Origin of the sequence: Streptomyces sp. NPDC052114 (assembly GCF_040680155.1) — a bacterium.
Classification (GTDB): Bacteria; Actinomycetota; Actinomycetes; order Streptomycetales; family Streptomycetaceae; genus Streptomyces.
In genome coordinates this window covers 23,010-38,464 of the sequence record NZ_JBFAWC010000001.1, presented here as the reverse complement: position 1 = coordinate 38,464, position 15,455 = coordinate 23,010, and the positions used below count along the sequence as shown (strand labels likewise).

Below are 15,455 nucleotides of genomic sequence, written 5' to 3'. Positions count from 1 at the left end.
TCATCCCTCCGTGTTCCGCGCGTCGCGCGCCGCCTCGGCGACGATCACTTCGGTGAGCCGGGCGACCGTGACGGGACCGGCGAACACGGCGGCGCCGTCGAACTCGACGTCGTACCGCTCCTCCAGGCCGGACAGCAGCCGCACCAGGTCCACGGAGTTGACCCCGGCGCCGATCAGGTCCGTGCCGTACTCGTCCGGGCCGATCCCGTATCCGTGCCGGGCCAGTTCGCCCGCGATCGCCTCGGCCACCGTCGCTTCGTTCACGTCCATCCGCTCCCGATCTCGTCGCGTACGCGCCGTGTGTTCGCCGTCGTGAGTACGTCGAAGTGCCCGCCGGTCAGCGCGACGGCGCGCGCCGTCGGCGACCACCGCCGCCAGGCGCCCGGGTCCGGTTCGGCCGGCCGTGTCCCGGCGCGGAGTTCGACGAGGGGCACCGTGACGGGGCCCGGCCGCCAGTCGCGCAGCAGCCGCGTGTTCTGCCGGTAGACCGCGAACCGGTCGCGCAGGACCGGGTCCTCGTGCACGTCCGCCGCCGCGACGGCCACGCCGCCCGCCTCCCGGATGTCGCCGACGAACCCTTCGAGCAGGTCCGCATCCGTGCCGTCGCGGTGGCGGGCGGCGGCCGACACCGGGGTGTCGAGCACGACGACGCGGGCGACCGGGTACGCCGCCGCCCGCGCCGCCTCCACGGCGAGCGCGCCGCCGAACGACCAGCCCGCGAAGAGCCGGGGCACGTCCGTGCCCGCGACCTCCGGCGGCAGGCTCCGCAGACAGGCGGCCGCGACGTCGGCGAGGTCCGGCTCCCCTTCCTGGGCGGGCTCGAAGGGCAGGTCGAGGCCGAGCACGTGCACGTCGAGGTCGCCCGGCAGGCTCCGGATCAGCTCGGCGTAGCACGCGACGCCGCCGCCGACCGGCGGGAAGAGGACCACCCGGCCGCGCGGGTCCGCCACCGAGCGCGGGGCGAAGCTCCACACGGCGGCGGCCGCCGTGTCGCGCGCGGCCCCGCAGAGCGCCGCGAGCCCGGTCGCCGTGGGGTCCGCGAGGAACCGTCCGAACGGGATCTCGTAGCCGTACCGGCCGCGCAGCGCCGACAGCAGCCGGATCGCCTCGACGGAGCTGCCGCCGGACGCGAAGAACCCCTCGTTCCCCGCGGGCCGCCCGAGGACCTCGGCCCAGCAGGACGCGACCTCCTGGAGGTGCACTCCGGTATGGCGGGCGTCCTCGGGCGGCCGGGGCGCGCTCCGCACCGGCACGGCCGCGAGGCGGCGGTGGTCGACCTTGCCGTTGGCGGTCAGCGGGATCTCGTCCAGGGCGACGAGCGCGAACGGCACCATGTACGACGGCAGTTCGCCCCGCAGCACGGCGAGGGACCGCTCCGGCCAGTCGGCCGGCGGGTCCGGGGCGAGCGTCACGTGGGCGACGATGCCGCCGCCGTGCGCGGTGACGGACGCGGCGCTGGAGCGCACGTGGTCCAGGGCGTTCAGACGCGCCTCGATCTCGCCGAGCTCGACCCGGTGGCCGTTGACCTTCACCTGGCTGTCGGCGCGGCCGAGGAACTCCACGACGCCGTCCGGGCCGCGCCGCCCGCGGTCGCCGGTGCGGTAGACCCAGCCGTACTCGGCGTACGCGGCGAACGCCTCGGCGGTGCGCTCCGGGTCGTTCAGATAGCCGTCGGCCACACCGGCTCCGGCGATGTGGATCTCGCCGATGTGCCAGTCCGGGCAGATGTGCCCCTGGGCGTCGAGGACCAGGATGTCCTGGCCCGGCAGGGGCGTTCCGTACGGGATGGAGCGGCCCGCGGCGTCGGCCGGGGTGACGCGGTGGTGGATGGACCAGATGGAGCCCTCGGTCGCGCCCCCGAGGCCGATGACGTCCGCGCCCGCGGAGAGTTCGCGCAGCGCCCCGGGCAGGTCCAGGGGGATCCAGTCACCGCTGAGCAGGTAGGCGCGGACCGACGGCAGGGCGCCGCCCTCCTCCCGCAGCAGGGAGGCGAGCGGCGGCGTCGAGTTCCAGACCGTCACCGCGTGGTCCTTGACGGCCCGCGCCCAGGCGGCCGGCGTCCGCGCGGTGTCCTCGGAGAGCAGGACCACCGCCGCGCCCGCGAGCAGCGGGCCGAAGAGGTCGTACACCGCGAGGTCGAAGCCGATCGACGACACCGACAGGACGGCGTCGGCCGGTCCGAGGCCGATCAGGCCGTTCAGCGCGTCCAGGGTGTTCAGGACGGCGCCGTGGCGGATGACCACGCCCTTGGGCTCGCCGGTCGAGCCCGAGGTGAAGATGACGTAGGCGACGTCGGGCGCGCTCCGGTCCGGCAGGGGGTGCCGCCGCCCGGTCTCCCGCGTGGGGCGCGCCGGGACGGGACACACGCCCCGCCCGCGCCAGGCCTCGGCGTCGCGCTCGTCGGGACCGGTCACCGCGTACCGTACGTCGGCCTGGCGGGTGATCCGGTCCAGGCGCCCCGGGGGCAGCCCGTGGTCGAGCGGGACGAAGACGCAGCCGGCGAGCAACGCGCCGAGGACGGCGACCACTTGACCGCCGCCGCGCGGCACGTGGACCGCCACGTGGTCGCCGGGCGCCGCCCCGGCGGCCACCAGGCGCGCCGCGAGCGCGGTGGCGGCTTCGGCGAGGTCGGCGTAGGTGAGGTCGCCGGTGGCGTCCCGGACCGCCGTGGCGTCGGGGCGGCGTCCGGCGGTCCGCAGGAACCGCCCGTGCAGCGTCTCGGTGCCGCGCGCCAGGGGCGGCATCGTGGTGCGTACGGGGAGCAGGGGCTCGCGCGTGCCGTCCCAGCCCGACTCCCCCGCCGCGAGGCCCGCGACGGCGCGGGCGTAGTCGTCGATGAACGCGTCCACGAACCCGTCGTCGAACGCGTCGGCCCGCCAGTCGAAGCCCAGCCGGACGCTCCCGTCCGCGTCGACGCCGACCTGGTGGTCCAGCAGCACCTGGGGGACGCGCAGTTGGACGCTGTCCCAGACGCGGCGCAGGCCCGCCCCCGCCTCGCGCCCGCTGTCGAGCTCGACGGAGGTGAAGGCGAAGGGGTGCCGCAGTCCGCGCCGGTCGGCGGCCGGGTCGGCGAGGCGTGCGATGTCGGGGCCGCTGAGCGAGGGGTGCAGCGCGTGCGCCAGGAAGCGGCCCTGCACCTCGCGCGCGAGGTCGGCGAAGGCGCGTCCGGCGCGCTCCGGTACCGCCAGCGGCACGGTCGTGCCGAAGTTGCCGAGCGCGGATCCGGCGCCGACGTGCCGCCGTTGCGAGTGGACGACGGTGACCGTGTGCGCCCGGTCGCCCCCGGCCGCGCCGAGGAGCGCCCCGTACACGCCGAGGAAGACCATCGGGAGCGTGAGGCCGCGGTCGCGCGCCCGCTCGGCGAGCGCCGTCGCCGCGGTCGCGTCGACGCGCAGCATCCGGTGGCACACGGCACGGCCCGCCTGCCGCCAGCCGGGCCGCAGCGGCACCTCGGCGGCCTCCGGGAGGCTCGTCGCCACGTCCCGCCAGTACCGCTCGTCCCGTGCCCGCCGCCGGTCCCCCGTGGGGGGCGCGGCCGGGGGCGGCGCGGCGGGCAGGAGGGCCGTGGCGTCGGGGTCGACCAGCGCGGCGAGGAAGTCGGCGAGCGAGGCGGCGTCCATCAGCCACAGCGCGTAGACGAGATGGAGCCTCGCCCGCCGGGGCGTGCGCACGACGGTGAGCCGCAGCTGCGGCCAGCCGCCGAGGTCGAGGGTGTCGGAGCGGAAGGCGTCCCGCACCTCGGCGTCGACGGCGTCGAAGGTCTCCTCCGTCGCCTCCCGGTGGACGAGGGGCACGGTCGCGTCGTCCGCGACCGGGGCGGGCACCAGGTCGTCGCCGACCCGCAGGCGCAGGACGGCGTGCGCGCGCACGAGTCGGTCAAGACGGCCCCGGAGGCCGGGCACCCGGGCGACGTCCACGTCGCAGGCGAGGTAGTAGCGGGCGGGTCCGCGCAGGTCGAGGCCGTCCTGGTCGCCGACGAGGTAGGCGCGCTGGATCGGCCCGAAGGGGTACGGGGGCGGTGTCCCGTCGCGCTCGCGCAGCGCGGCGACCTCAGCCACGGGTCGCCTCCCGCCCCGCGCGGACCGTCCGCAGGAGCGCGCGGTGCACGCGGTCGATCTCGTCGGTGCGGGCGATCCCCTTCCGGTAGTAGTACGCCATGACCAACTCGGCTCCGGACATCTGGAGTTCGCCCTGCAACTGGTAGGGCAGGGCCCGGCCAAGGGCGCGCGGGCGCCACGACCCGAGGTCGCGGGCGCGCAGGCCGCGCGGCAGGGGGCGCTGGTTGAACAGGACGGTGGACAGCGGGAAGCAGTCGCCGCCGCCGAGGCCCAGGTCGTCGACGCGCTGGTCGAACTCCCAGTCGCCGTGCGCCGTGCCGTCGGTCAACTGCCCGGCGAGTGCGGTGATGTTGTGGCTCAGGGACGGGTCCCCGGGGCCGCGGACGGTCAGTGTGCTGGTGAACATCCCGACCGTCCCGGCACCGGTCTCCCCCCGGTCCTGGCTCACCACGATCACCGGCAGCCGGTCGAGGCCGAAGGTCTCGGCGACCGCACGCTCGAAGGCGGCCAGGACGACGGTGAACGCGGAGACGCCCAGGTCCCGCGCGAGGCGATGCACCTCGCGCGTGCCCAGCGCCCCCAGCGGCAGGGACAGCAACTCCCCTTGGGGGCCGCCGTGTTCGGCGTACTCGGGAAGACGCGTCTGGGTGGCCCCGGCCAGCAGCGCGCGCCAGTAGGCGGCCGACGCGTTCGGCTCGTCCGAGCGCTCCGTGGCGAGGCAGTAGTCGCGGTAACTGTTCTGCGGCGCCCCGGCGTCGAGGCCGCGCCCGGTCAGCAGGGCGGTGAGTTCCCCGGTCAGGGTGTCCATGCTCAGCCCGTCCACGAACAGGTGGTGCACGACGAGGACGACCGAGGCGCCGTCGCTCCCCCGCACCAGCAGGGCCCGCAGGGGCGGCGGCTTGGCCGGGTCGATCAGGCGCGAGACCAGCGCGGCGCGCGCCCGCTGCACGCGGTCGCGGTGCTCCGCCGAGTCCACCGCGAGTCCGGTGTCCACGGCCTCGACCGGGCAGGCGAGCCCGGCCGCCGCCGTGAAGGTCTGGTGGCGCCCGTCGGGGGCGAGGGCGAGGCCGAGCGCGTCGTGCCGCGCCAGCAGGGTGCCGAGCGCCGCCTCGACGTCCGCCGCCTCGGTGCGCCGGGGCAGGGTGATCTCCCGGGAGAGGTTGCACCAGTTCCCGTTCCCCTGGGGCATGCAGATCCGGAGGTAGCCGACCTGGCGCGTGGAGAGCGGATAGCGGTCGCGGGGCGCGGCGGCGGGTGCGGCGACGGCCGGGGCGGCGGTGTCCGGGGCGGCCGGGGCGTGCCTCCTCCGGTCGATCTCGCGGGCCAGCGACGGCACGTCGCCCAGGCCGAAGCACTCGTGGACGGTCAGCCGGATCCCGTACGTCCGCCGGATCCGCGCGACGGCGGCGACCAGGTCGAGCGAGGAGACGCCCGCTTCGGTGAGGACGTCCTCGTCGGCGCGGGCGCCCAGGGCGGCGCGCAGCGTCCGCTCGATCCCGGCGGGCCCGGTGCCGGGGGCCTGGTCGTCGGGCGTGACGTCCGCCGGACCGTCGCCGGAACAGTCGCCGAGGGACGCGAGCAGGGCGCGCCGGTCCGCCTTGCCGCTGCGCAGCGTCGGCAGGTCCGGCCGGACGTGCAGCGCGAACCTCGGCAGCCCCAGGCTCCGTCCGGCGCCGTGGACCGCGTCGCGCAGTGCCGCGCCGGCCGTGTGCGCCGCATCCGCCGCCTCCGCCGCGATGAACACCTGTGGCCCGTCGCGCTCCACGACGACGCACTGCCGTACGCCGTCCAGCGCCTCGACGGCGTCGATGAACCCGTGGAAGGAGACGCGCCGGCCGCCGACCTTGATGTCGTGGTCACGGCGCCCGATGACCACCAAGTCGCCGTCGGAGCCCAGGAATCCGAGGTCGCCCGTGGGCAGCGGCGCGGGGAACGGGTCGGTGCGGTGCACGCCGTCGCCACCGTCGCCGGAGGGCGCGCGCAGCAGCCCCAGGGCCGGTGCGTCGACGGTGAGGACCACCTCGCCGGTGCCGTCCGCGTCGGGCTCCGCCAGGGTCACCGAGACGCCGGGGCGCGGCCCGCCGACCGGTGTCGACCGGGCCCCGTCGTGGGTGAGGCGCTGGACGTCGCGCCGGTACAGCTGGGCGAGCGTGGCCTCCGTCTGGCCGTACAGGTTGACGATCTCCGCGTGCGGCGCGAGGGCGGACCACCGCTCGACGACCCGCCGGCCGAGCACCTCACCGGCGAAGAAGAGCAGCCGGAGATCCGGCAACCCGGCTTCTGCCAGGGCCGGTTCACCGGCCAGGAGCAGCGCCGTCGACGGCACGAGGAAGGCCACCGTCGGCCGCCCCTCGACCAGATGACCGGCGAGGGCGGACAGGTCGAGCTGGGCGTCGACCGGCGGCAGCGCCAGCGTGCCGCCGACGCCGAGCACCCCGAGCAGCTCCCGCAGCGACGGGTCGAAGTTGACCCGGGTGACGGCGGCGCACCGGTCGGCGGGGCCGAGCGCGAACTCGTCGCGGAACCAGCCGAGGAACCCCGCCAGGCCGCGGCGGCTCCCGACGACGGCCTTCGGTTCGCCCGTCGAGCCGGAGGTGGGGATCACATAGCCCGCGTCGGGATCGCCGAACACCACTGATCCGTCAGGCACTTGGGGGTACGACTCGACGACCACGGCGCCCGTGGCCGCGTCGAGGAGCACCTCGGCCGGACCGGTGCCGCTCCCCCGGTACTGGCCGACCGGAGTGACATCGCTGCTGATCACCACGGCCGGGCGGGTGCGCCGGGCGAGCCACGCGTACTGCTCGGGGGTCAGCCCCGCGTCGACCGGCACCGGCACCGCCCCGGCCCGCCACGCGGCGAGCAGCCCGACCACGTACGCGGGCGTCAGCGGGCCCATGACCAGCACACAGGCGCGGGCGGCGCCGAGCGGGGCCAGGCGCCGGGCCAGGTCGGCGACGGCGGCGTCGAGCCGGGCGTACGTCAGGTGGTGGCCGTCCCAGGCGACGGCGGGGGCGTCGGCGGCGCGGGCGGCGGTGATGAAGGGATCGTCGGTGAAGGCGCTGGTGGCGGTCATGCCGTCCGTACTCCCGTGTCCTGGACGATCCTTCGGACGGCCTCGTAGTCGGTCTTGCCGACGGGCGTGCGGGGCAGCGCGGCGGCGAAGGCGTACCGCTGCGGGAGCTGGTGGGGGAGCATCCGCGCGCCCAGCTGCCGGCGGACCGTGCGCGGATCGCGCCCGGCGTCGCCGACGATCAGCGCGGCGATCTGCTCGCCGCCCGCGCCGTCGGGCACCCCCACGACCGCGCAGTCCTCGACGCCGTCGCACGCGCGCAGCGCCGACTCGACCTCGATCGGCGCGACCTTGTTTCCGGTGACGTTGATGAACGTGGACTTGCGGCCCCTGATGTACCAGCCGTCGGGCCGCTGGACGACGAGGTCGTGCGTGCGCAGCCAGCCGTCCACGAACATCGCGGCCTCCGCGGCCGGGTCGCGGTAGTAGCCGCGCGCGAGGGCGGGCCCGCGCACGAGCAGCTCGCACAGCCGCTCCGGCCCCTGCCCCGCGCCGTCCGCGCCCTCGGGTTCGACCGGCTCGAACCGCCAGTCGACGCCCGAGATCGGCAGCCCGATCGTGCCGGGGCCGGTGTTCCTCGCGTCGTACGTGATGATGCCGATCTCGCCGAGCCCGTACCCCTGCCGCAGCGGGAGGCCGAACCGCTCGCCGAACCGTGCCTGCGTCTCGGCGGCGATGGGCGCGCTGCCGGTGAGGGCGAGCCGCAGCGAGCCGAGTGCCGAGGCGTCCACGCCGTCCGCCGCCACGAGCATCTGGTACATCACCGGCAGCCCGCTGACGACGGTCACCGCGTGCCGCCGGACGGTCCGGGCGAGGCCCCGCGCGGTGAGCTGCCCGCCGCGCGTGAACACCGCCTTCGCGCCGCTGAGCAGCGTGGGCAGCGCCAGGACGTCGATGCCGTGCCCGTGCCACAGCGGCAGGGCGCACAACACGACGTCGTCCGGGCCCAGTTCGCCCTCCAGCGACCAGGACCGCACGCGCTCCATGACCGCCGCCTGGCTCATGACGATGCCCTTGGGCTCGCCGGTCGAGCCGGAGGTGCAGTGCACGACGAAGTCGGTGGGCCGGTACGCGTGGGGCCTGCGGGGGCCGTCACCGGCGACCGGCTCGACCACGACCGCGCCACCGCCGTCGGCCCCGTCCCGCACCAGCGCGTCCAGGTCGAACTTGGCCGCCAGGCGGGCCAGTTCGACCGGGTCCGCCCTGCTGTCGAGCAGCACGGCGACGCAGCGGATCCTGGCGGCGGCGAAGTAGGCGGCGACGAAGGCGAGCGGGTCGTCGACGGCCAGGCCGACGACGGGCCGGGGCCCGGGGCGGGCGCCGAGCAGGTCGGCGGTGGCGTCCGTCAGCTCCAGGAGGCGGCGGTACGAGGTCACGGTGCCGTCGTGGCCGACGACGGCCGGCGCGTCGGGGCGGGCCCCGGCGACGGCGCGCAGCGCCGCGTACACCGGACCGGCGCTCCCCTCGGCCCCCGTGGTGCGTAAGGCCGCGGTCATGACGCGGCGGTCGCGGCGCCGAGCACCTTGTCGAAGTGCCCGTGCATCGCCTTGGCGCCGAAGGTCGCGCGGTGCACCGCCTTGGAGTCCTCGCGGCTGCTCTCCAGGGCCGCCCGCATGGGGTTCGTCAGGACGCGCTTGGTCGCCGAGAAGGCGACCTTCGGATAGCGGCCCATGCGCCGCGCCCGCTGCATCGCCCGGTCGAGCAGGAACTCGGGCTCACAGGTCTCGTCGACCAGGCGCAGCGCCAGCGCGCTCTCGGCCGCGATCGGACGGCAGGACATGACGGTGTGGCGGGCCAGGTCGTACCCGACGGACGTGGTGAGGATCGTGGCGGCCATGGAGGCCCCGATGCCGTGCTCCAGCTCCGGCATGACGAGGTCGGCACGGGTCGACATGATCTTCCAGTCGAACATCATGGCCAGCTGGAAGCCCAGGCCGATGGCGTGCCGGTCGATGGCCGCGACCGTGGGCTTGCCCGTGTCGAGGACCGACAGATAGAGGTCGGTGCACCAGTCGATGGTGTCGTTGACGGCCTCGTCGGTCGCGAGCCGCCGGGCCTCGTTGAAGTTGCCGCCCGCGCTGAAGCAGCGGTCCTCGCCGCCGCTCACCACGACGGCGTCGACACGGTCGTCGCGGCCGGCCTCACGGACGGTCTCGATGAAGAGCTCCGCCATCACCTTGCCGAACGGATTGGTCGGCTTCTCGTGTGCCAGCGTCAGGACTCTGGTGCGGTCGACATCGACGACGTCGATCAGTGCCATGGCTCGGCTCCCCTTCTCTCACCGGGTCTCGCGGGTGTAGGCGGACATCGCGGCCTCCAGGCACTTGTCCGGGTCGATCTGTTCGTGCGGCGACGCGGCCAGGGCCGCCGCCAGCTCCAGACCCACGTGGCCGTAGAACCGCTCCGCGTCGAGGGCGGCCACGCCGAAGCGGCGCGCGAGGGCACCGTCCAGGTGGCGGTCGACGCCGCTGCCGTGGTGCAGGGCCTGCTTGGGGCGCCAGGCGATGGCGTCGGGCAGGATCCGGGTGGCCGCGAGCCGCATGTGGCCCTTCTCGCGGTCGCCGTGGCGCATGAGCGCGGGCAGGGTGTCGAGGGCGGCCTGGATGACGGGAGCGTTCCAGTACATGTGGCGCAGGACGTAGCCGTGCGCGGCGGCCGAGAGGCCGGACAACTCCCCCGCCAGGGCGGCGCTTTCGAGGCAGTCGGCGACCGCCCGCGGCAGATCGGGCACCGGTCCGGCGTCCACGCGCAGGCCGGAGTTGATGAAGTCGGCGCCGACGCCGGTGAGCACCGTGCCGACCGGCAGCCGCCCGCCCTGGTAGACCGCGACGAGGTTGACGCCCCCGGCGACGGCCTCCCGGCCCGGCGCGCCCAGCATGCGGACGGTCTCCGGGATCGCCCGGAAGATGTCGTCCTCGGAGAGCGCGAGGTGCTGGACCGGCATGCCCAGGTGGGCGCCGAGTTCGTCGGCGGTGTCGTACTCGTCGCCCCACGGCGTGCCGAGGGTGGCCAGGTGGTCGAGGATCCCCGCCTCCTTGGCCAGCGCGGCGACGAGCCCGGAGTCCACGCCGCCGGAGACCACGGCGGTGACGGGGCCCGGCTCCCCGGCGGTGACGATCTCCTCGCACAGGACCTCGATCTGCCGGTCGCCGGCCTCCATCGCGGTCTCGCCGACGATGGGCGCGGCGTGCCAGCGCGCGGTCACGCGCTCGGTGGTCTCCACGGTGCCGCCGGCCGGGGCGCGGGTGAGCGTGAGGGTCCGGCCGCCGCCGACCTTGCGTATCCGGTCGCGCACGGCGCGCAGTTCGGCGTGGCCGGTGCCGGCGCGGGTGTCGGTGGCGATCCGCGCGGTAAGACCGGCGAGGTCGGTGCCGATGAGGGCGCGGCCCGTGCCCGGGTCGGCCCAGAGGTACAGGAGCGTCGGGTTCTGCCGGCTGGTGCGCACGACGACGTGCTCGGGGGTCCACTCGACCGTGGTGCAGCTGTCGGCGCCGCCGGAGGGCAGCGGCCAGCCGCGGCCGAGCTCCTCGACGACCAGCCGCCCGCTCTCGCGGGGTTCCGCGGCGCCGAGCCGTGTCTCCAGGCGGCCGTGCCGGTCGCGTACGTCGAGCAGGAGCGAAGGGAAACTGTCCATGGCGTCCCCAGTTCTCACGAGACCGACAGGCGGACCATCTTGCGGGGCTGGCCGGGGAACGCGGCGCGGCCGTGGACGAGCCTGCGGTTGTCCAGCACCATCACCTCGCCGACCCGCCAGGTGTGGGCGTACAGGACGCTCGGCAGGTGCAGCGCGTCGCTGATGCGGCGCATCAGGTCGGCGCTCTCCCGCTCCGTGCGCCCGACCACCAGCGCGTCGTGGGTGCGCTGCGGGTCGTCGGGGTCGGTGAGGCCGACGACGATCCTCCTGCGGCCGGTCTCCGGGTCGGTCTGCACGGGGGCCACCCGGGGGTGGTCGCCCTCGGCGCGTTCCTTGTAGTACCCGGAGATCCGGTTGCGGTACTCGATGACGATGCCGTCCATGGCCTCGACCAGGTCCTCGGGCGCGTGCGCGAAGAACGAGTCGGCCCCGGCCACCAGCGTCTCGCCGCCGCCGTCGGGGGCGGTCACGCACTGCATGCCGATGTACTTGACGGGCGGCCCTTCGTTGAACGCCGCGTCGACGTGCAGCGGCATGCCGCGCGTCGTGAACTGCACGTTGTCGGAGTCCTCGTGGGGTTCGAGGGTCAGCTTGGTGCCGAAGTGGTACTCGACCGGCCTGCCCAGGCCCGCCATCAGCTCGTCGAGGGTCCGGCCGTCCATGACGTCCGGACCGAGGACGACGAAGCCGCAGTCGTCGAGCCTGTCGAGGAACTCCCGGTGATCCTTGGAGACGCACACCGCGCGACGCGCGATGTCCGTCATGTGATGCGAGCTGATGGTCCTCACCCCTCCATGAACCCAATCGGTCATCTCGGCGTCATGCGGTCATACCGGTGATGCTGGCGCACCCCGCTGACACCGAACTGACACACGCCGTTCAGGAGTTGTGGGGCGGTCCGGGAGCCGTCGGGCGGAGGGACGGCGGGCGGTCAGTCCCCGGCCCGGCCCGCCATGCGCACCGGGTCGCCGAAGAGGGCGACCATCTCGCGCTCGCCCTCGTAGGGGTCGCGGCCGTGCGCCATCCGCAGGTTGTCGACCATCAGCAGGTCGCCGTCCTGCCAGGGTTCGGTCAGACCGGCCATGCCGTAGACCTTGTTGATGGTGTCGACGACGTCGGTGGGGATGCTCTCCCCGCCGCCGTACATCGTCCGGAAGGGCAGCCCCTCGACGCCGTACAGCTCCTCCAGGTGCTCCCGGATGACCGGGTCGAGGGACGACTCGTGCAGGAACGCCGCCTGGTTGAACCAGACGCGCCGGCCGGTCGCGGGGTGGCGCAGCACCGCGGCACGGCGCTGGCGGGTGCGCAGGCCGCCGTCCTCGGTCCAGGTGCGGTCCACGGCGTTGCGGGCGCAGTACCGGTCGACCTGGTCCTTGTCGTCGGTGCCGAAGGCCTCCGCCCAGGTGAAGCCGAACTCCAGGTAGTTGCGGGCCAGTTCCCAGCCGTCGCGCTCGAAGCGTTCGACCAGCGCGTCCGGCAGGAGCTCCAGGACGCGCTCCCCGTCGGCGACGGCGGCGGCCGCGCCGCCGGCCGGCGCGCGCAGGCACCCGAACAGGGCGACCGACGGCACGACGGCGGCGTAGCTCAGCTCGTGGTGCATGCAGAGCTGGTCCTCGGCGGGCCAGTCCGACGCGGAGTAGACGCCGTCGGCGTGGGCGACGCGGCTGGTGAAGGCCTCGCGCTCGGCCGTGACGCGCACGCCGAGTACCCGCGCGGCGGCGGCGAGGTCGGCGGGCGCGGCCAGGCCGAGGCCCCGCACCAGGACGGCGCCGTGCCCGGCGGTCACGGACCGGATCGCCTCGGCCGGCAGGTCCGCGACCGGCACGGTCCCGGGCTCGGCCCGCCGCAGCACCGGTATGCGGTCCTGCGCGAGCGTGAGGTGCCAGCCGTCCGGGAGGGCCGCGCCGGCCCCCGGCTCGTCGAGGGTGGTCATTGCGCTGCCTCCAGTTGGGGGTTTCAGGCCGCTTGCCGCGACTTGAGGTCGAGCAGGTCCGCTGCCGCGCCGAGGAGCGGGGCCTTCGCCAGCTCCTGCGCGGTCACCGCGTTGTCCAGGGCGATCACCACGCGCAGCAGGGCGATGGAGCTGCCGCCCGCGTCGTAGAAGTGCGTGGTGCGGCCGATGGACTCGACGGGCACCTTGAGCGCCTTGGCCCACAGCGCGGCGAGCCGGTGCTCGGTGGGCGTGAGCGGGGTGCCGGACACCGCGGCGGGCGCCGCGTCGGGGGTCTGGGGGGCGGCGGTCTCCGCCTGCCGGGCGAGCAGTTTGCGGTCGATCTTGCCGTTCGCCGTGAGCGGCAGCGCGTCGAAGCGGTGGAAGCGGCCCGGCAGCATGTACGCGGGCAGGGCGCGGGACAGTTCCGCGCGCAGCTCCTCGTCGGGGATCGGCGCGGCCGACGCGTAGCAGCCCTCCAGGCGGCGTACGCCGTCCGCGCCGACGACCACGACGGCCGCGTCACGGACGCCCTCGACCCGCGCCAGCTGGTTCTCGACCTCGCCGATCTCGATCCGGAAGCCTCGGATCTTGACCTGGGCGTCGCGGCGGCCGAGGAACTCCAGGCGGCCGTCGGGCAGCCAGCGCCCGAAGTCGCCCGAGCGGTAGAGGCGTCCGCCGGGGAGGGCCGGGTCGGGCAGGTAGGCGGCCCGGGTGCGCTCCTCGTCGTTGATGTAGCCCCGGCCGACGCAGACCCCGGAGAAGACCAGTTCGCCGGGCGCGCCCAGGGGCACCGGCCGCAGCAGCTCGTCGACCACGGCCACCCGTACGTTGCGCACCGGGCGGCCGAGCGGCACCGAGGCGCCCTCGGGGGCGCGCCGCAGCACCTCGTGGTTGGTGTCGTCGGAGGTCTCGGTCAGGCCGTAGGCGTTGACGAGCTCGATGTCGGGCAGGGCGGCGAACCACCGCTCGGTGAGTTCCTTCTTGAGGGCCTCGCCGGTCACCGAGACACAGCGCAGCCGGGGCAGCGGGCGCGGGTGGCGGCCCAGGTGTTCGAGGACGACCTCCAGGTAGGAGGGGACGAGTTGGGCCACCTCCACCTCGCTCTCGGCGATCAGGTCGACGAAGCGGGCGACGTCCAGGACGTCGCGCTGGGCGACGACGAGGGTGCGCCCGCCCGTGACGAGGGCGGCGACCAGCTGCCACAGGGAGATGTCGAAGCACTGCGGCGCGGTCTGGGCGACCACCGTGCCGTCCGTGACGCCGAGGTCCTCGATCTTGGCGAGGAGGTGGTTGACGAAGCCCGCGTGCTCGCACATCGCGCCCTTGGGCTGCCCGGTCGAGCCGGAGGTGAAGTAGATGTAGGCGAGCTGGTCCGCGGCGACGGGCAGTGCGGGGTTCTCGTCGTGGTCCGCGGACGCGTCGCCGGTGGGTGCGGCGCCGAGCTCGGCGACGTCGTCCACGCGGACCTCGCCGAGGTGGGCGAGCGCCGCGTCGAGGCCCGCGCTCGCCCCGCGCCGGGTGAGCACCTGGCGGCAGTCGGCGCGGGTGAGCATGGCGGTGATCCGGTCGGCGGGGAACTGCGGCTCGACGGGGAGGTAGACGCCGCCGGCCTTGAACACCGCGAGCACGGCGGTCAGCCACTCCAGGTCGCGTTCGGTGACGACCGCGACGACGTCCTCGTCGCGCAGGCCGCGCCGGCGCAGGGCGTGGGCGACGCGGTTGGCGCGGCGGTTCAGCTCCCCGTACGTCAGGGACCGGTCCTCGAAGACGGCGGCGACCTCGTCGGGGCGCTTGCGCGCCTGCTCCTCGAAGAGTTCGTGGAAGCGCCGGTCGGGCAGCTCGCGCCGGGGGCCCGCGAGGCCCTCCCGCTGGTACGCGGCCTCGGTCGCTGAGACGGGGTTCCACTGGTCCTGCGCCGACTCCGGGCGGGCGCCGAGCTCGTCGAGGGCGGCGAGGAGATAGCCGCCGACGCGGGCCGCGGCGTCGGCGTCGAAGGCCTGGACGCGGTAGGCGAGGGCGAGTTCGAGCCGGTCGCCGCGGTGCACCAGGCCCGCAGCGAGGACGGTGGCGGGGGCGAGGTCGGCGGCCTCCGGCACGCGCCCGGCCACCACGACGGTGTCGAACAGCGGCTCGGTGCGCCCGAGTTCGGCGCGCAGCCGGTCCAGGGGCGCGTCCCGGTGGCGCTCGGTGGCGGCCTGCGCGGCGGCGGCCGCGCCGAGCAGGTCCCGCCAGGTGCCCTCGTCGATGTGCACGGGGCAGGGCAGCGGTGCGGCGTCGGCCCCGGGGGCGGTGGCGGCCTCGGGGGCGGCGGGCGGCAGATAGCCGGTGACGACGGCCGTCTCGCCGGTGACGGCGGCGAGCACCCGGGAGCAGGCGGCGAGCAGCAGCGTCTCCAGGCCGACCCCGGCCCGCCCGGCGAGGTCGAGGAGCCCGGCGGAGCGGCCCGCGGGCAGCATGGTCCGGCGCTCCGCGATCCGGTCGAGCGGCGGCGCCTCGGCGCACCACCGCGGTACGGGCGTGTGGCGGGCGCCGTTCAGGACGCCCCGCCAGTACGCCGGGGCCTCCTCCTCCAAGGCCGGCCGCTCCGTCCGCTCTCCGGATCCGCTCTGCCTAGCCGTCACGAGCTGTGCCCTCCCTGATGGATATCCGGCCGGGCCGGACGTGAATGGAAATCCGGCGGCGCCGGACGTGAGCCGAAGAAATGGACCCGGCGGCCTCGCCCGGGCACCGCGGAAATCCTGCGGGGCGGCGAGACGG

General features: G+C 75.4%; 9 protein-coding genes. All 9 read right to left on the bottom strand.

All coding sequences use genetic code 11. The features are described from left to right. The 9 genes from AB0L89_RS00160 to AB0L89_RS00120 all read right to left on the bottom strand — a co-directional run bounded on the left by AB0L89_RS00160 (position 1) and on the right by AB0L89_RS00120 (position 15,319). Entirely contained in the window at positions 1-264 is a 264-nt protein-coding gene (locus tag AB0L89_RS00160) for an acyl carrier protein (protein WP_365131791.1), read from the bottom strand. Next, entirely contained in the window at positions 261-4,058 is a 3,798-nt protein-coding gene (locus AB0L89_RS00155) for an amino acid adenylation domain-containing protein (protein WP_365131788.1), read from the bottom strand. Before AB0L89_RS00155 ends, AB0L89_RS00160 begins: the two co-directional genes overlap by 4 nt. Continuing rightward, the gene (locus AB0L89_RS00150; protein WP_365131785.1) at positions 4,051-7,134 is read right to left on the bottom strand and encodes an AMP-binding protein; all 3,084 of its coding nucleotides are present in this window, start codon (positions 7,132-7,134) and stop codon (positions 4,051-4,053) included. The genes AB0L89_RS00155 and AB0L89_RS00150 overlap by 8 nt, the downstream gene beginning before the upstream one ends. Continuing rightward, positions 7,131-8,627: a class I adenylate-forming enzyme family protein gene (locus tag AB0L89_RS00145; RefSeq protein ID WP_365131782.1), complete on the bottom strand. Its 1,497-nt coding sequence runs from the start codon at positions 8,625-8,627 to the stop codon at positions 7,131-7,133. Before AB0L89_RS00145 ends, AB0L89_RS00150 begins: the two co-directional genes overlap by 4 nt. Further along, positions 8,624-9,391 carry an enoyl-CoA hydratase/isomerase family protein gene (locus AB0L89_RS00140; protein ID WP_365131779.1) on the bottom strand — a complete coding sequence of 256 codons (768 nt, stop codon included), beginning with the start codon at positions 9,389-9,391 and terminating at the stop codon, positions 8,624-8,626. Before AB0L89_RS00140 ends, AB0L89_RS00145 begins: the two co-directional genes overlap by 4 nt. Before the next feature lie 18 nt (positions 9,392-9,409). Continuing rightward, complete coding sequence (locus tag AB0L89_RS00135; protein ID WP_365131776.1) at positions 9,410-10,765, bottom strand: asparagine synthase C-terminal domain-containing protein; 1,356 nt, start codon at positions 10,763-10,765, stop codon at positions 9,410-9,412. A 14-nt stretch (positions 10,766-10,779) separates the two neighbouring features. Further along, positions 10,780-11,529 carry a TauD/TfdA family dioxygenase gene (locus AB0L89_RS00130; protein WP_365131773.1) on the bottom strand — a complete coding sequence of 250 codons (750 nt, stop codon included), beginning with the start codon at positions 11,527-11,529 and terminating at the stop codon, positions 10,780-10,782. Positions 11,530-11,696: 167 nt separating this feature from the next. Beyond that, positions 11,697-12,698, bottom strand: a complete 1,002-nt coding sequence (locus tag AB0L89_RS00125; RefSeq protein ID WP_365131770.1) for a TauD/TfdA family dioxygenase — start codon at positions 12,696-12,698, stop codon at positions 11,697-11,699. Positions 12,699-12,721: 23 nt separating this feature from the next. Beyond that, entirely contained in the window at positions 12,722-15,319 is a 2,598-nt protein-coding gene (locus AB0L89_RS00120; protein WP_365131767.1) for an amino acid adenylation domain-containing protein, read from the bottom strand. Positions 15,320-15,455 lie beyond the last annotated feature (136 nt).